The organism is Marinomonas sp. 63XJN7_7_ISO-PGPR-S23-202, from assembly GCF_056173505.1.
This window is the reverse complement of record NZ_CM149677.1, coordinates 3,925,400-3,941,871: the sequence shown is the minus strand read 5'-3', so window position 1 is coordinate 3,941,871 and position 16,472 is coordinate 3,925,400. Positions and strand designations below refer to the sequence as shown.

General features: G+C 44.0%; 14 protein-coding genes. 9 read left to right on the top strand and 5 right to left on the bottom strand.

Features of this window, described 5'->3' with window-relative positions; translation table 11 throughout:
* Window positions 1-49: 49 nt before the first annotated feature.
* Both AC0VYG_RS18275 and AC0VYG_RS18270 read left to right on the top strand, forming a co-directional pair.
* Complete coding sequence (locus tag AC0VYG_RS18275) at window positions 50-982, top strand: LysR substrate-binding domain-containing protein (RefSeq protein ID WP_475429345.1); 933 nt, start codon at window positions 50-52, stop codon at window positions 980-982.
* Window positions 983-1,542: 560 nt separating this feature from the next.
* Complete coding sequence (locus tag AC0VYG_RS18270; RefSeq protein WP_475429344.1) at window positions 1,543-2,826, top strand: MFS transporter; 1,284 nt, start codon at window positions 1,543-1,545, stop codon at window positions 2,824-2,826.
* A 68-nt stretch (window positions 2,827-2,894) separates the two neighbouring features.
* Here AC0VYG_RS18270 and AC0VYG_RS18265 read toward each other — a convergent pair whose 3' ends face one another.
* Window positions 2,895-3,500 carry a LysE/ArgO family amino acid transporter gene (locus AC0VYG_RS18265; RefSeq protein ID WP_475429343.1) on the bottom strand — a complete coding sequence of 202 codons (606 nt, stop codon included), beginning with the start codon at window positions 3,498-3,500 and terminating at the stop codon, window positions 2,895-2,897.
* Window positions 3,501-3,608: 108 nt separating this feature from the next.
* Here AC0VYG_RS18265 and AC0VYG_RS18260 point away from each other — a divergent pair, with 108 nt between their 5' ends.
* Both AC0VYG_RS18260 and galU read left to right on the top strand, forming a co-directional pair.
* A complete protein-coding gene (locus tag AC0VYG_RS18260) occupies window positions 3,609-4,499 on the top strand; it encodes an ArgP/LysG family DNA-binding transcriptional regulator (RefSeq protein WP_475429342.1) in 891 nt (296 codons plus the stop codon).
* A 50-nt stretch (window positions 4,500-4,549) separates the two neighbouring features.
* Window positions 4,550-5,380 carry a UTP--glucose-1-phosphate uridylyltransferase GalU gene (galU, locus tag AC0VYG_RS18255; protein WP_475429341.1) on the top strand — a complete coding sequence of 277 codons (831 nt, stop codon included), beginning with the start codon at window positions 4,550-4,552 and terminating at the stop codon, window positions 5,378-5,380.
* A 131-nt stretch (window positions 5,381-5,511) separates the two neighbouring features.
* On the opposite strand, the gene AC0VYG_RS18250 is transcribed toward galU, so the two are convergent.
* Window positions 5,512-6,300, bottom strand: coding sequence for an inositol monophosphatase family protein (locus AC0VYG_RS18250; RefSeq protein WP_475429340.1), 789 nt, complete (start codon window positions 6,298-6,300; stop codon window positions 5,512-5,514).
* Between the two features lie 298 nt (window positions 6,301-6,598).
* Here AC0VYG_RS18250 and trmJ point away from each other — a divergent pair, with 298 nt between their 5' ends.
* A complete protein-coding gene (gene trmJ, locus AC0VYG_RS18245) occupies window positions 6,599-7,321 on the top strand; it encodes a tRNA (cytosine(32)/uridine(32)-2'-O)-methyltransferase TrmJ (RefSeq protein WP_475429339.1) in 723 nt (240 codons plus the stop codon).
* 132 nt (window positions 7,322-7,453) lie between these two features.
* Here the strand turns inward: trmJ and gndA are convergent, their stop codons facing one another.
* Window positions 7,454-8,977, bottom strand: coding sequence for an NADP-dependent phosphogluconate dehydrogenase (gndA, locus tag AC0VYG_RS18240; RefSeq protein ID WP_475429338.1), 1,524 nt, complete (start codon window positions 8,975-8,977; stop codon window positions 7,454-7,456).
* A 497-nt stretch (window positions 8,978-9,474) separates the two neighbouring features.
* Between gndA and AC0VYG_RS18235 the strand changes: the two genes are divergently transcribed.
* The 4 genes from AC0VYG_RS18235 (at window position 9,475) to AC0VYG_RS18220 (ending at window position 13,261) form a co-directional block, all read left to right on the top strand.
* A complete protein-coding gene (locus AC0VYG_RS18235; protein ID WP_475429337.1) occupies window positions 9,475-11,031 on the top strand; it encodes a phosphoenolpyruvate carboxykinase in 1,557 nt (518 codons plus the stop codon).
* A gap of 124 nt (window positions 11,032-11,155) precedes the next feature.
* A complete protein-coding gene (locus AC0VYG_RS18230; RefSeq protein ID WP_475449871.1) occupies window positions 11,156-11,953 on the top strand; it encodes a TatD family hydrolase in 798 nt (265 codons plus the stop codon).
* Window positions 11,950-12,831, top strand: coding sequence for an SDR family oxidoreductase (locus tag AC0VYG_RS18225; protein WP_475429334.1), 882 nt, complete (start codon window positions 11,950-11,952; stop codon window positions 12,829-12,831). Before AC0VYG_RS18230 ends, AC0VYG_RS18225 begins: the two co-directional genes overlap by 4 nt.
* A 19-nt stretch (window positions 12,832-12,850) precedes the next feature.
* A complete protein-coding gene (locus AC0VYG_RS18220) occupies window positions 12,851-13,261 on the top strand; it encodes a hypothetical protein (RefSeq protein WP_475429333.1) in 411 nt (136 codons plus the stop codon).
* A 126-nt stretch (window positions 13,262-13,387) separates the two neighbouring features.
* Here the strand turns inward: AC0VYG_RS18220 and AC0VYG_RS18215 are convergent, their stop codons facing one another.
* Both AC0VYG_RS18215 and AC0VYG_RS18210 read right to left on the bottom strand, forming a co-directional pair.
* A complete protein-coding gene (locus AC0VYG_RS18215; RefSeq protein WP_475429332.1) occupies window positions 13,388-15,304 on the bottom strand; it encodes a beta-ketoacyl synthase in 1,917 nt (638 codons plus the stop codon).
* Window positions 15,305-15,465: 161 nt separating this feature from the next.
* A complete protein-coding gene (locus AC0VYG_RS18210) occupies window positions 15,466-16,386 on the bottom strand; it encodes a glucosaminidase domain-containing protein (protein ID WP_475429331.1) in 921 nt (306 codons plus the stop codon).
* Between the last annotated feature and the right edge of the window lie 86 nt (window positions 16,387-16,472).

Sequence of the window (16,472 nt, the reverse complement as noted above, 5' to 3'; positions counted from 1 at the left end):
CGTTTATAAGTATGAGTTGATCATATTTTGTTATGAACTGGAGAGAGTTTTGGCTCGTCTTACTTATCGTCAAATAGAAGCATTTCGTGCTGTGATGCTAAACGGCACGACCAGTGGTGCTGCCGATATGATGTGTATTAGTCAGCCAGCAGTGAGCCGCTTATTGAGCGACTTTGAAGCAGAGTTGGGCGTTACCATGTTTGAAAGGCACAAAAAAAGGTTAATTGCGACGCCTGAAGCTCATGTATTTTATGCCGAAGTAGAACGCTCTTTTATCTCACTTGAGCGTTTAGCGAGAGCGGCCGACGATTTGAAAGAGTGCCACCTTGGCTTTCTCCGTATTGCTTCCATGCCTGCTGTATCCATTGAGTTTATTCCTACAGTCATCCATGCTTTTAATGCTGCACATCAAGGTGTTTCTCTGTCATTTCAAGTTAGAAGTACTCAACAGGTTGTGGATCTTGTCGCCAGTCAACAATATGATGTGGGGATTGTGTCGGCTATTCCGGTTGCTGATAGAGCGGTTGGCTCCGAGATATTGGCGAAAGCTCGGATGATTTGTATTCTTCCTCCGAATCATCAATTGGCCAATAAAGCCGTAATTTCCCCAGGAGATTTAGCTGGGGAATCGTTTATTTCTCTTGGGATCGAGCAAAGTATTCGTTCTAAGATAGATAATGTTTTTGAAAGTGCTAATGTGTATGTCAAAAAAACGATGGATACTCAACTCGTGCACAGTGCCTGTGCTATGGTTTTACAAGGAGATGGAGTGTCAATTGTAGAGCCTATTGCAGCGTTGCATTATCAAAAGCTAGGCTTGTTATTAAAGCCTTTTGAACCGCTGATTGAATATCGTTACAATTTGATTTACCCCGCCCACAAAGCCAAATCGAGCTTGGTGCAATCTTTTGTTGCGTTGCTTCGGAAGGAGCTCGGCATATTGCGAGAAAATAGTAATGGCATTCTGGAGTTTATCGATTAGGACAAAGCTGTTTAGTTCTAATTTAGATCTTTAACACTTAGAGACTTTTGCACGACTACTGCGCTTGCCAATACTTTGTTAAAAACAGACTCAAAATGCTCATTTATAGGGATAAACTCCGCTTTTTCGTCTGTTTTTGCCGCGTCTTGGCGTCGCTCGTGACATCGTGCAAAGGTCTCTTAATAATATACGAACAAACTTTCTTGCCTTTGTGTTTTTAAAGAGCCGGTCATTCAATGTCTATACTGTATGAGACGTGTGGGTCTATTGTTCCGTCGTGGGTTGCGATGGCAGATGCTACAGTGTATTGGAGCTGTTTTAATGTGCTTTACTTCACACCCCCACGTTTTGTTTGGTAATGGCTATTTAAAAGTTGAAAAGGCTCTTTTTTTATCTATTTATAAGGTGCTCCTTAATTTTGTATTCGTCATTAAATGGACAGGGAGCTAGTCGTTATTTTTGTAACGTCAATTGGTGTTGCATTCCAAATTTCTGCCTGTATAGTTTGCCGAAATTATGACCACTACAATGTTTATTATCGCTAATTCAAAGGAATCTGCATGATCAAGCAAACCCTTTTCCCAATTTGGAGCCTACTTTTCGGTATTGCTATTATCACGATGGCGAGTGCCTTACAGAGCTCATTAATTGGTATTCGTGCCGCGATTGAATCGTTTGATACGACGGCAACGGGTCTGATTATGTCGGCCTACTATTTAGGCTTTATTCTTGGGTCACAGTTAGTACCTACTTGGGTTAAGAGCGTCGGTCATATTCGGGTGTTTGCTGCTGTGGCTTCTTTGGCGTCTGTTACCATCTTAATGCAATCTGTGGTAGTGAACCCATGGTTCTGGATGCTGATGCGTATGGGAACAGGCCTGTGTTATGCTGGTTTGTTCATCGTGACCGAAAGCTGGCTGAACGATATTGCGACGAATAATACTCGTGGACGTTTGTTTTCGATTTATGTTATCGAAATATGGGCCAGTCAAACCTTGGGGCAGTTTTTACTTAATGTCTCCTCGCCAAGTGGTTACGGATTATTTATTTTAACCTCTGTATTAATTTCCCTTGCGTTGGTGCCTTTATTATTGGTGCGTACACCATCACCCACCATTCTTGTGCCAGAAAAACTCAATATTCTTGGTCTGATAAAAACCGCTCCCTTGGGGGTAACCGGTGTCACCATTGCGGGTGTCACTTCTGGGGCGATTTTGGGGCTGGGGGCTCTGTATGCCCAGCGAATGGGCATGGATGTTGGCAAAATCTCGCTCTTTATTGGGGCCAGTTATCTCGGTGGTATGCTTTTACAGTGGCCGATTGGTAAGTTATCTGATCGTCAAGATCGACGAGTGACCATTCTTTGGGTTGGCATAATGGGGGCCATCGGTGCCTTTGTCGTGCCGCTTGGTGCGTCGATGAAGAGTGAAATCGTTATGATGATTGGCATGTTCTTTATTGGAGCCTTTACCTTCCCTATGTATTCCTTGGCCTCATCCCATATTAATGACCAGTTACGACCTGAGCAAATTCTCTCTGCGAGTAGTGGGATGATTCTACTTAACGGGGTTGGTGGGATTTTCGGACCTTTGTTTGCGTCCGCCTTAATGGATTTGGTGCGTATCGATGCATTGTTTTGGTTTATTTCCGCGATGAACTTAAGCGTTGCGCTGGTCGCCTTGTATCGCATAAATTACCAACCACCAATGATCATCGAAGAACAAGGGGATCAAATTCAAGTGGCCTTGGCGGTCAGTCCGGTGGTGACGGCAGAAATGTTGGTCGAAGCCGATTCTTCTATTTCGCCTGTGGAAGAGAGTCATGAGGTAGAGATCAAACTATAAGGTTTGTTGCTCATTGGCTCTTTCAAAACGCCACACTCTTATCGTCAATTGCGCTTTTGTTGATGCGACTAAAACGATGATTGTGTGGCGATTTTTATGGCAATGATACTGATGAGCAGGGCATTTGCTCGATTAAACCAGCGCCAGAAACGAACAGAGCTTAGCCAATTCGCGCACAGGTGGCCGAGAATAGACAGTGATAAAAACCATATAATGGATGCGCTAATTCCACCAAGAACAAAGAATAGTGTGCTGTCTGAAAATTGATTGGCCAAACTGCCCATTAAGACCATGGTATCTAAATAGAAATGTGGGTTTAACCAGGTGACAGCCAATGCCATTAAAAACAGAGGCCATATCGATAGCCTTGATGTTATGTGTTGTACAATAAGGTGCTCTTCCTGAAAAGAGCTTCGCCATTTTTGGTAAGCAAACCAAAGTAAAAATAGTACCCCAAACCAGCGAAATAGTTCCAGAAGACCTGCCTGATGATGTATTAGCACGCCAACTCCAAACGCACCTAAGGAAATCGCTAATGCATCGCTTAGGATGAATAATAGAGCGATGGGGAACGCCATGTGTCGCTTTAGGGCTTGCTCCAATAGAAAGCTATTTTGTGCTCCCACGGCGACAATGAGGCCACCGCCCGTAATCAATCCACTTAGGAATGCCATGATGTTGTTTCTCTGTAGGTTTTTGCTTGCTGATACGTTTAGCTTGATCTTAAACGGATTTTTCGATAAAAATAAATTAATAAAATTTTAATTACATTAGAATATATTATGTTGGATTATCATTCTGTTGCCTGTTTTTGCTCGGTTGTACGCTTTCAAAGTTTTGAAAAAGCGGCTCAGCACTTAAACTTAACGCAATCAGCCGTTTCCCAACGAGTGAAGCGTTTGGAAGAACAGTGTGGCGGGCCACTATTGATTCGAGCTAGACCCATTGAACTTACGGTCTTGGGAGAGCAACTGCTTGCCCATGCCAATAAAGTGGCGATGTTAGAAGACGGTCTGTTTGGTATCTTAAAAGCTGGAAATGCTCGCCAGCCTTTGTCTATTGCGGTGAACAATGATGTACTGGCGACTTGGTTTAGTGAGGTGGTGACGGACTTTTCGCGACTGGATGATACGCGTTTGCATATCAAGGCGGCAGATCAGGGTAAAACGCGAGAGTTGTTACAACGTGGGGAAGTGGTGGCTTGTATTAGTCAAATTGGTACTCCTGTTTCTGGTGGGACTTCCACCTTGCTAGGTTATATGGACTATGAGCTGTTTTCCTCGCCTGAGTTTATAGAAAATGTACTTAGATGTGATAGGTGTAAGATTAATGTTAGGTCGGTGGCTCGTGCGCCGTCATTGATTTATGATGAGAATGATGAGTTATGGGCACGTTATGTGAAAGAGTGCTTAGGAATGCCGTTGGATTCTGATACGAGCCATTGGTACCCATCCTCTCATGGGTTTGTCTCTATGGTACTTGGTGGTACAGTCTGTGCATTAATTCCAAGTATACAAGTAAAGCAAGCGGTGGAGGATGGTCGGCTCGTGTCTTTGTTTCCACAAAAAAAATTATCTGTGCCAGTCTATTGGCATTGGTTTAAGTTAAACTCACCCGTTTTGGAGCGGCTATCTTCTGTTGTTCAGAGAGTCTCTGGAAGGGTATTAAGTTAAAATGACCATGGTTGTGGTTGCTGATAAACTTGTTTATTTAAGGAAAGAGTATGATTCGCAAATGTTTGTTCCCTGTTGCTGGTTACGGTACACGCTTTTTGCCAGCGACTAAATCGATGCCAAAAGAAATGCTTCCCGTCGTTAACAAACCGCTGGTTCAGTATGGTGTGGAAGAAGCCGTACAGGCGGGTTTGGATAATGTCACGTTTGTGACTGGCCGTGGTAAGCGTGCCATTGCTGATCATTTTGATGTCAGCTATGAGCTTGAACATCAGATTTCTGGTACCAGCAAAGAACAGTATTTAGATGGTATTCGTCATTTAATTGACAATGTTAATTTCTCTTTTATCCGTCAAAACAATATGTTAGGTCTTGGACATGCGATTCTGACAGGTGAGCCACTGATTGGTGATGAAGCGTTTGGTGTCGTATTAGCCGATGACCTGTGCTTTGGCGAAGGAGAAGGCGATGGAGTTATGGGGCAAATGGTGAAGCTGTATAATCAGTTCCGTTGTTCCATTGTTGCCATTGAAGAGGTGCCTGAAGATGAAGTTCACAAGTATGGTGTGATTCAAGGTGACTCTATGATGGAAGGTTTATACCGTGTGACGGACATGGTTGAGAAGCCTAACAAAGAAGAAGCGCCTTCTAATTTAGCCATTATTGGTCGCTATATTCTAACGTCTGATATTTTTGATAAAATTCGTAATACGCCTCCTGGTCGCAATGGTGAAGTACAAATTACCGATGCTATTTTGCAGCAAGCAAAAGAGGGCTGTGTGTTGGCTTACCAATTCAAAGGTCGTCGTTTTGATTGCGGTAGTGTGGACGGTTTTGTCGAGGCAACCAACTACTGTTACCAAAATATCTACAAAGCATAAATGTTGGTTAATTCGTTAAACATTAAAAAGCCCGTTTATGTGTTGCCATAAACGGGCTTTTTTATATTACTTATCTGACATAAACAGATAGAGTGGTCGAACCGGTATGCGTCAGCGACCTTTTTACACTGTTAAAGTAGGTGCTTGTTCAAAATAGGCAGCAGTACTTTGAAGAGACGTGCGTTCGCGCACAAAACATCGCCACTTTCAATGTTAGGAGAGCCATCAAAGGTGGCATATAGGCAGCCTGCTTCTTTGGCAATAAACAAAGCGGCTTGCATTTCCCATTCTTGCAGCTTGATGCCCCAAGCTGCATCTAAACGACCTGCAGCAGCGTTTACCAACATCAGTGCTGGTGCATCTTGCATGACAACGCGAGCACCTTTTTGAGCAAGATCCGATAAGACGTCTAATTGGCCTGCTAAATAAGGCGCGGTGCGATCGGTGGCAGGAAATTGTGCTGCTAGAGTGGTTTTGTCCAGATCACGTGCCGTGCTGGTACGAATGCGAGAATTATTAAGATAAGCTCCACGACCTTTGCTAGCGTAGAACTCGTCTTTCGTATGAGGGTTAAGCACCAATGCGTGCTCTACTTTACCAGCAACTAAGTAACTCATGGTAATAACATGGCCAGTTAGACCACGGGTGAACAAATGCTGTCCTTGGATCGCGTCAATAATCCATTCACCTTCTTCACCTGTCTGTACAGTACCTTGTAGACGAGTCGTGATGGTGTCGCCAGGGTAGGCTTTTTCAAGGTGGTATACAATGCTACGTTCTGCACCAGAGCATACAGTTTGGTACACCTGTGCGGCATTTTGGCCTTGTTCTTTGTCGAAAAGGAGCTTTTCTTGAGAGTGGATGATGTATTCAGCTGCTGCGCGAGCGGCTTTGATTGCGACATTAATTCTAGGTTGCATAGGTTACCGTCTTTCTAATGAAAATGCGTCCACGGCCTAAAAAGGGCAGTAGAAGTTGCTAATAAAGTGTTAAAGAGCATAGGCCTATCCAGAGTGAAAAAGAGAACGAAACGAATGGTTTGCCGCTTTTTTATAAGATGCTCTGGATCTGCTTGAATAAGAGGGCGGATTCTAACGTAAAGGTTGTTTGTTGGCTAGTGAATAATTGGTGAAAAACTGAGCAGTTTAAGGTTTTTACTAAAAAAGCTGTTAACATTCGCAGCAATCTTCGTTTTTAGAAAAATGGATAGTGTCTAGCATGCAGAATAAAGTAAGAATTGTCCTTGTTAATACCTCCCACCCTGGCAATATTGGTGGGGCTGCACGGGCAATGAAAAATATGGGGTTAGCCAATTTGTACCTGGTCGCTCCAAAACATTTTCCAAGTGATGAAGCAATTAGTCGAGCTTCTGGCGCGGCCGATCTGCTCGACAATGCGGTTGTGGTAGACACGTTAGAAGAAGCGATTGCTGATTGTCAGTTGGTGATTGGTACCAGTGCTCGTGAACGTCATATTCCTTGGCCTTTAGTGGATCCTCGCCAAGCGGCTGATTTGGCTTTTGATGAAGGGTTAGAAACGGCCTTTGTTTTTGGTCGTGAGGATCGTGGTTTGACCAATGAAGAATTGCAACGTTGTCACTACCATGTGCATATTCCTTCAGTGGAGACCTTCAGTTCATTAAATTTAGCGGCCGCCGTGCAAGTGATCGTCTATGAACTGAGGATGAAATACTTGTTAATGAAGGATGCACCTGTCGTCGCTTCTAGGTGGGATTTGCCCGCAGCGACCGCTGAGCAGATTGATTTTCTGCTTGAGCATTTGGAAACCGTTTTGGTAAAAACAGAATTTTTAGAGCCGAAAACACCTGGAAAAGTGATGACGCGCTTTCGTCGTTTGTTTCAACGATCGCAGTTGGACCAACAAGAATTGGGAATGTTGCGTGGTATGTTAACAGCCATGGAAAAGCAGATGAAAGAGTAGGTAAAGGAAAAGCTACATTGTGCCTGTGTTGCCCTAAAAAAGCCCAAATAATATTTGGGCTTTTTTAGGTATAAACACTCGTTGATAAGTTGCGTTTTGTTCGCTATCTAAAGTGTTGTAATAACTCGCTACTTACACTTTACGCTCAGGGCGACCTTCTTCTTGCCAGAAAGTGTGGTATTTCTGACCTGGTTCACCATCGACGCGCTCATAAGTGTGAGCCCCAAAGTAATCTCGTTGGGCTTGTAGTAGGTTTGCCGGTAACACCTCTGAACGGTAACCGTCGAAGTAAGCCAGAGCAGAGAAGAAAGCGGGAGTAGGCACGCCTGATTGGGCGGCTAATACTACGGCCTTACGAAGTCCAGCTTGTTTTTTGGCCATTGTTTCAGCGAAGTAATCGCTTAATAACAGGTTTTCAAGCTCACGATTACCATCAAACGCATCGGCAATTCTTTGTAGGAAAGACGCGCGGATGATGCAACCACCACGCCAAATTTTCGCGATATCACTGAAGTTGAATGTCCAGTCATATTCTTTTTCTGCTGCACGCATGAGTTGGAAGCCTTGTGCATAGGCACAAATTTTAGCGCAATACAGAGCTTCTTCTATGGCTTTTTCAACCTCTTCCGCAACAATATCGCCGCTTTCTAGCTCTGCCGTCAGGATGCCAGCAGCATGTTCGCGTTCTGTTGTGAGTGTGCTGAGCGCGCGAGCATAAACAGATTCACTGATAATACCAGCAGGGACACCCATTTGTGTTGCGCTGATGGAAGTCCAGCGTCCTGTTCCTTTTTGGCCAGCACTGTCCAATATCATGTCAACCAGTGGCGCCCCTGTTGCTGCATCATATTGCTGCAGAATATCAGCGGTGATTTCTACTAAATAGCTGTCTAGATCCCCCTGATTCCATTGTTCAAACAGTTTGCCAATTTCTTCTGGCTCGTAGCCAAGTAAAGAACGAACCAAATGGTAAGCTTCACATATGAGCTGCATATCGGCGTATTCGATGCCATTGTGTACCATTTTGACATAATGGCCAGCGCCATTGGGTCCAAGATAAGCCGTACAAGGCTCACCTTCGGTGACTGGCTTGCCTGGGGTGTTGCTGATAATTGGCTTGCCGTTTTCATCAACTTTCGCCGCCACGGCTTCCCACATTGGTTGCAAGTGTTTCCATGAGTCTGCGTCTCCACCTGGCATTAAGGAAGGACCAAAACGTGCGCCGACTTCACCACCTGAAACGGCGGTGCCGAAGAATTTAAAATAGTCTTTGTATTCTGCTTCGCGTCGAATGGTATCTGTCCATTGGCTGTTGCCGCAGTCAACGACGATATCATCCGATTCTATTCCGGCTTTAATTAGGTTGTTACAGACGATATCAACAGGTTTGCCTGCAGGAACGAGCAAAACGACCACTCGAGGTTTGGCAAGGTTGCTTAACATGTTTTCCATGTTAGGGCAGCCGATTATACGGGCTTCCTTTTGAGTATCTGGACGCTCACGCTCTTCGGTATCAAGAACGTCTTTAATTTTATTGGCGTCAAGATCAAAACCTGCAACTCGATAGCCATGGTCGGCTAGATTAAGGGCGAGGTTTTTGCCCATGACTCCTAGGCCGACAAATCCAATATTGCAGTTCTGATTTGTGTTTAACATAAGCTTCGATCAACCTTTTAGAATAGGGGGGATTCGAGAACCAATCTTATCATGAAGCCCCCAAGTTAAGGGGCAGAATGACGAGAAAAAACTTAATAATTGTGAAATTTTAATGTTGTTGGCGATAAATGCTCCTTATTTCGTTAACAAAAGACACTTTGTTATTGAAATGAAATGATCAAAAAAAGCAGATCACACCAAGAGGTAGCTTACTATTTAGTCACATAATCACCAAAAAGAAAGAAAATAACAAGAAATAGAGCAATAATGCCAACCTGCACAACGTCGTTTTTTTGTTTTTTTAAATAAAATTATTTAAATCAACTGGTTACCTTGATTTGTGAAATTACAAAACAGTAATAAAATAACATGTTGTTATAACAATACTTTTTTTTAGATTGTTTTGTTACTATCAATCTTACCAGTTTTAATTTCCTATAATAAATGGAAATGCCCAGTACAGGTAAACTTTTTTTAGTTCAGAGGATTTAATACAAATGAGCGCCGCATCAGAGGTTACAACCATTCATTTAAATTTAACGACACCGCAGTTAGTTGAAAAAGCCCTGCAAAATGGCGAAGGTGTACTTGCCGATAATGGTGCACTTGTTGTAGAAACGGGTGCGCGTACAGGTCGCTCTCCTATGGATCGCTTTATTGTGGAAGAAGCATCTAGCAAAGACAGCATTCATTGGGGGCCTGTCAACCGACCTTTCCCAGAGGCGAAGTTCGCTCCCTTGTGGGATCGTGTGGAAGCGTATTTGAATGCTAAAGAGTCGTTTGTTTCTAAGATTCATGTTGGTGCGGGTGATGAATATTATTTACCTGTAATTATGCGGACAGAGACCGCTTGGCATCATCTGTTTGGACGTAATTTGTTTATTCGGCCAGAAGTGTATAACCCTGGTGATAAAGGAGAGTGGCAGGTTCTTAATGCGCCAAATTTTGTGTGTGAACCTGAACGCGATGGCACCAATTCAGATGGTTGTGTGATTTTGAACTTTGCTGAACGTAAAGTACTGATTGCAGGTATGCGTTACGCAGGTGAAATGAAAAAAGCCATGTTCTCTGTGCAGAATTATTTGTTGCCTGCTCACGATGTATTGCCAATGCACTGCGCGGCGAACGTTGGCACAGAAGGCGATGTGACATTATTCTTCGGTTTGTCTGGTACGGGCAAAACAACCTTGTCTGCGGATCCTGAACGCTTCTTGATTGGTGATGACGAACACGGTTGGGGCAAAGACACAGTTTTCAATATTGAAGGTGGTTGCTACGCGAAAACCATCGATCTTTCTCAAAAGAATGAACCTATTATTTGGGATGCGATTAAATTCGGTACGATCGTGGAAAATGTTGTGTTAGATCCAGAGACGCGAGTGGCGGATTATGCTGATACGTCTTTAACACAAAATGGTCGTGCTGGTTATCCTCGTGAGCATATAGAAAAACGCGCTGCTGACAACCGCGCGGGTGAGCCAAATGCTATTATCTTTTTAACCTGTGATCTAACAGGGGTTCTTCCTCCCGTTTCTATCCTGTCAAAAGAATCGGCAGCTTACCATTTCTTGAGCGGTTATACCGCACTAGTTGGCTCTACGGAAATGGGGGCAGGTACGGGGATAAAATCGACTTTCTCGACTTGTTTTGGCGCGCCTTTCTTTCCACGATCTGCGGATGTTTATGCCGACCTGTTGATTAAGCGTATCGAAGAGTTTGGTAGTAGAGTGTATCTAGTGAACACTGGTTGGACGGGGGGCGCCCATGGTCAAGGTGGTAAGCGCTTTAGTATTCCTACGACCCGCGCAGTAATTGCTGCTATTCAATCGGGCGCACTGGTTGATGTGGAGACGGAGCATTTAGATGATGTGAACCTAAACGTTCCAACTCAAGTACCTGGTGTTGATAGTGTGCTGTTGAATCCTCGTAAGACTTGGTCTGACGAGACTGCTTATCATGAGCAGGCGAAGACGTTGATCAGCCAGTTTGTTGAGAATTTTAAAAAGTTCGACACCGTATCGGAGAAAATCGTTAAGGCTGGTCCTGTTTTATAGTAGTTTGTTTATTGTGCTGTTTATTAAGTTGAGTTTTATTTTTGCTTAATAATTTTCAAAAGCCGTGTTTTTTAGCACGGCTTTTGGCTTTCTTATGTCGGTCTATCTGGCCTGATGGCGTCTCATGTTGTACTCTTTACGGATGTATGTGGATACTCATTGCCATTTAGATTTTGCTGCTTTTGATCGTTCTCGTTCTGAGTTGATGTCTGCTTGTCTGGAAAATAATGTTCGGCATTTTTTGGTGCCTGCGACAACTTATATGAGTTGGCAAAAAGTAGCGCAACTTGCGCTTATTTATCCTATGTGGCGAGTGGCGTTTGGTTTACATCCCTATTTCTTGCGTAGCGAATCTATCAAGAGTGTTGAGAAGCTTGGTGACGTCTGCGAGCAGGAAAAGGCGGTGGCCATCGGCGAGATAGGTCTCGACTTCTGGCCTGATGCAGTGGCCGTGGAAGTGCAAAAGCGCTTTTTTGCGGCTCAATTAAATGTAGCAAGAGAGTTAAGGCTGCCAGTTATTTTACATGCTCGTAAAAGTTATGATGTGGTTTTAAAGATGATTGGTGATGCAAATCATACCTGTGGTGGGATTGTTCATGCCTTTAATGGTAGTCTAGAGCAAGCTAACCGATTTGTTGAGCGAGGCTTTTTGTTAGGGGTAGGCGGCACCATTACTTACCCTCGGGCAAAAAAGGCCCATCGAGTGGCACAACAAATAGACGGTCAGGCGTATGTATTGGAAACGGATTCGCCTGATATGCCGTTACATGGTTTTCAAGGGCAAGTGAACACGCCTTTGAATGTCCCTAAAGTGGCTTTTTGCCTGGCCGAGTTAAGAGGTCAGGAGGTAAATGATATTGCAAAACAAGCAAAAAAGAATCTGCTTAGAGTCTTTCCTGAGTGGTATGAGGATGAACGTTGAGTAACCAACACGATATTAATGCGCCAATACGTATTTTGCTATTAGGGTCAGACACGGAAATTGGGAACGCCTTATTGGCTTTTTCGAAGGATCAGAATGAGTTTGAATGGCTTTGTCCCTCAGAAAATATATTGTTGGGGAGCCAGGTTGAGGCGGAATTGGAAGCGCTGCAGTACGATGTGGTTATTGACGCATTAAGTCTGCGCCATGCATTGCAAGATGACTATTCCAAAGTGCAATATGTATTGTCTTTGTTAAGTGAAAAGAAGACCGCACCGATTGTGATGATCAGCTCAGTAAGAGTGTTTTCGGGGGAGAAGTCTGGCTCCTATCTAGAGACAGATGAACCGGACGGAACAGACTCCTATGCTCGTATGTTGATTGCATCCGAAGAGATTGTGCTGCGTTATGAGCAGAATATTGTATTACGAACGGGCTGGTTGTTTAGTGGGCACAGTGATGACTTTGTTTGTCGCACACTTGGCCTGATTCAAGATGGCGTTAATTTGGCTTATAAAGATAATTTGGTGGGATGTCCTACACCGGTATCGGATCTTGCTCGTGTGGCATTGTCTGTGATTAAGCAGCGCCATTATGGGGCAAAAAACACAGGGATTTATCATTATTGCTGTGCTGAAGAAATTAGCTGGATCGGTTTGGTTGAGGCAATTTTGGCGACGTCTGGTCAAATAGACCCCAAGGTCAATGTCGAGGTGGAAGCGATAGAGGATTCTCTGTTGGTCATGGATGGCGAGGTAACACAAATAAAAAGGCAGTCTTTGTCCTGTCGTAGGGTATTTAACCATTATGGTGTTAAGCAGCGTCCTTGGCGATCTAACCTGCGCAATTTAGTCAAAGAGCTTTATAAAACGAATTAATCATTAGTTAGGGTTTGACGTGAATAGAATCAATCACAAAGCGGTCATATTAGTGTTTTTATTGCAACTTCTGGTTGGATTTTTGTGGTACTCAGCCGCGCCGTCTTCACTGTTAAGCAGTGGTCAAAGTGCGGCGCCTTTGCCAAGTCCGAAAACGGTGGTGTTTTTCTGTCTGGCTGCTTTTGTGTATGTGTATTTTACCGCGTGGTTATTGATAAAAGTGAAGTCTCCATCAAGCTTTTCCATGATGCTGGTGATTATTGGGGTTTGGGTGTGTTGCGTGCTACCTAATTTTGTCTTCATAAGCGTGTATTTGCACTTAACGGAATCAACCTGTATTTACCTATTGTCGTTTGGCGCCGTCAGTTGCTTGATATCTTCTATCGTGTTGCCTTTGTGGCGTTCTTCTCGATCTATTTTTAAAGGTTAGGTAGGCGCTATTTTCAAAGCGGACTAGCCTAGCAAATATTCTGAATAGACTTTATAAAAAAACGCAAAGAGCTTTGGGTTCTTTGCGTTTTTTTGTGTTATGACCGATGGATTGGGCGGTTATGGGCTAGCAAATATCATCAAAATCGTTATTAACCTTTAACGACACTGGGATATCATAGCCTGGCAGTTGGATTTCAGACTCCGACATGATTAAGTCTTCACCGCCCAAAACGTGGAAACCAAATTTATAAATAGGATGGCTTTCACCGTGAATGGCCGCTTGGTTATAGGCTTCTGCAGCGATTTGAATCTGTTGGTTTTTCTCTTTATAGTCGGCCATTTGTTCTTGTGAATAGCGTTTGCTTAGCATACTCATCACTTTGTGAGGAGCAAGGAGGATAGCTGTCGCATTGTTGCCGCCAAAGCCTTTTGAATTGAGAAGAGCGGCATCAAAATACTCGCTGCCATATTCTTGGTGTTTCAATTGGAAGTGCAAGCCTTCTTGGTATACGTCATCCGCTAAGGCTTGAGAGGTAATTATTCCAGGAAGAATGCCGTGCTTCCACACTCCTAAAGAGAGATGTAGTTGATCGCCACCAGCGGTGCCTTGAGAGTGGCCAATATAGGCTTTTACGGCCGTGACGGGCATGTCTGTCGCCCCAAAGCTGGTTGCTGCTTTGCTCAGCACATGAGATTCTGTGACACGGTTTTGGGGGGTGCTGGTGCCATGAGCCTGAATGAACGTTCGCTCAGTTAAGCCTGTTTTACCGATCATGTTCTGTAGGTAAGCCATGGCTTTTGTCATGGTGAGATAGTTGCCAACACCGGGGGCCGAAATGGATTTTTTATGGCCGTCAGCGTGTGAGTAAACGGCAGGAATGGCGCCATAAATTTCCGCACCAAGTTCTATTGCCAGTTCATCATCCATGAGTAGCGTCCATTGGCTAGACTCTCCAATGGTAAAACCGCAGTTTTGTGCGAATGGGCGACAGCTGCGGGTATGATCTGGTTCCGCCTGATTGGATATCTGATCAAGTGCGAGCAGTGCGGTATCTTCTGCTAAGGCGCCCATAGTGCGAAAGCCTTCGATGACTTCAGGGGTGATCGGAGCGTCACTTCCCCCTACCATGGCGACACGGAATTTCCCTGTCTTAATGCCTTCAACGGCTTTTTCCAGATTGAAGAAATAGGTCGCACAGGCACCAATGGATGTGCCGACACTACCAACACTGCCTAGCAGGTAAGCGTTCACAAAATCGGCTGGCATTTGGGCATAGCCCAATGGCAAATGTTTAGACGTGGTACGTTTACCCATCAAAGCCGATTTGAGCATGCCGCCAAAACCTAAGTCGTCCATTTGACCAATAGAATTGGCTGCGTAAACGGCCATTTCATCGGGGGCTACTTTGCTGCGAATCACTTCCCAGTCAATCCCTGTGCTTTGTAATGCATCCGAAGCACCGTAAACCGTCATTTGCAAACCGCGAGGATGGTTGCGGCTTTGGTAAAGCTTGGCCGCATCAAAGCCTGTGGGAAGTTGTCCAGCAGATTTGACCGATAACGATTTCGTATCTTTGATAAAGGTTTCTAGGTTACCGTCTACTGTCACCCGGGAAAGGTGGTCTGAAATCGCCGCAACATGCCAATTACTTGGGCGATCATCGGGCAGTGAGCGCGTCTTGATCGTAAAGCTGAGTTTTTCTTCTTGGCTGTTTGGTGCAAGGATAGACTTCTTGTGAAGCGTGACATGGTCAACATCAAACAGACTTGGGTGAATGCGGCGAATCAGAGTTTGGGCGAGTAGCGTTTCGCCGATGCTATCGATTAGCGCGATATCGTCTAGCGCCTCACCGTCTTCGGTGTACCATAAGCCATTTTTATAGTCAGCTGCGTTTGTTAATGTCGCAAGATCAAGTAGCACATCTTGCTGCATATGACTTGGTAGGAGGTCAAAAACAATACGGCGATAGGCTTGATGTGAAGAGCTGCGGCCAGCTGAATTTATTCCGCCAAAGCCAATAATAACAGGTAAACGGGCCAATTGAATTTCCTCGTTTTAAAATGGGTAAAAGTTAGAGCTATTGTAATGAAGGGAGGCTCAGTTAGCCACCCTACGATATGGAAATAGATGTTATTCCAATCGGCTCAACAGGTTTTTAAGAGGCTTTTTTGCTTAGCCTCTGTTTTGTTTCTTTTAGTATATTAGTTAACACTTACTTTTGGGGCATTTAGTGTATTAAAACGCCACAATTTATTGTATTCAATAAGTCCTTCTATTTCGTCAACATAGGCCTGTCCGCGTTGCGAGTAGTTATCTAAGCCATGAACAAGAGCGAGCCCTGTAATGGGGTCGTGGTCTTTGCGCAAGTTGGCTCGGATCGTTCTTAGCTTTTTGTAGGCGGGGTTTTGGTTAAGGTTGTCAATGTAGGAAAACACGGATTCTCTAGCATCATTAAATTTCCTTACTTCATGTGCAGCACCATCATCCCTTGCTTCAGGTACTAGTCCACAACCTTTTTTAAAACACCACTGACCAAAATAATTATTTCCTTCCGTCGCAAATCTAGAGGTTCCCCATGCCGATTCATTTGCCGCCTGAGCAAGTACTAAGGAGCTTGGCACAATGTCGATATAGTTAAGCAATTGCTTTATGTCATTGACACTTGGGCTGTCCACTTTATCAAGACCGCTGCTGGATCTTAAGTCCGCAAGCCAAGCTTTATCTTTTGCTGACAAAGAATCCCCTTTTTTCAGCGTAGCTAACAAAGAGAACAAGCGCTTTCTTTGTTGAAGAATTTGGGTATTTTTTTCATTGACAAAAGGTTTAATAAAACTGAAAAAGACTTTTTTGCGCTTATTCACATCTTTTATCGCCGCAAAGTCAGGTGTTTTAACTGTAATAGGGTGCTTCTTGAAATAATCTTGTTCTTCTGCTGAGCTCTTGCCAGATGCATTTGCCTGATCCTCTAAGCTTGCTTCTTCATCAGATGATTGTTCACTAGACATCTGTCCAGATGAAGCAGGTGATGTGCTTTTTTTGTTCAACTTGCTGACGGATTCTATTTTTAACCAGAGGATAAAAATGAGAGCAAATGATATAAGCCAGAGAATTTTTCTTTCCATAAACGACAACGGGTCTCGATTTCGCAAAGCTCATTGATTTAAATGAGGCTTTTCTTCTTAAGTGTATTTTTATAAAAAAGTGAACC

Coding starts and splice junctions, on each gene's coding strand:
- AC0VYG_RS18270 (WP_475429344.1), top strand. CDS start 1,543: ATGATCAAGCAAACCCTTTTCCCAATTTGGAGCCTACTTTTCGGTATT.
- AC0VYG_RS18265 (WP_475429343.1), bottom strand. CDS start 3,500: ATGGCATTCCTAAGTGGATTGATTACGGGCGGTGGCCTCATTGTCGCC.
- AC0VYG_RS18260 (WP_475429342.1), top strand. CDS start 3,609: ATGTTGGATTATCATTCTGTTGCCTGTTTTTGCTCGGTTGTACGCTTT.
- galU (WP_475429341.1), top strand. CDS start 4,550: ATGATTCGCAAATGTTTGTTCCCTGTTGCTGGTTACGGTACACGCTTT.
- AC0VYG_RS18250 (WP_475429340.1), bottom strand. CDS start 6,300: ATGCAACCTAGAATTAATGTCGCAATCAAAGCCGCTCGCGCAGCAGCT.
- trmJ (WP_475429339.1), top strand. CDS start 6,599: ATGCAGAATAAAGTAAGAATTGTCCTTGTTAATACCTCCCACCCTGGC.
- gndA (WP_475429338.1), bottom strand. CDS start 8,977: ATGTTAAACACAAATCAGAACTGCAATATTGGATTTGTCGGCCTAGGA.
- AC0VYG_RS18235 (WP_475429337.1), top strand. CDS start 9,475: ATGAGCGCCGCATCAGAGGTTACAACCATTCATTTAAATTTAACGACA.
- AC0VYG_RS18230 (WP_475449871.1), top strand. CDS start 11,156: ATGTTGTACTCTTTACGGATGTATGTGGATACTCATTGCCATTTAGAT.
- AC0VYG_RS18210 (WP_475429331.1), bottom strand. CDS start 16,386: ATGGAAAGAAAAATTCTCTGGCTTATATCATTTGCTCTCATTTTTATC.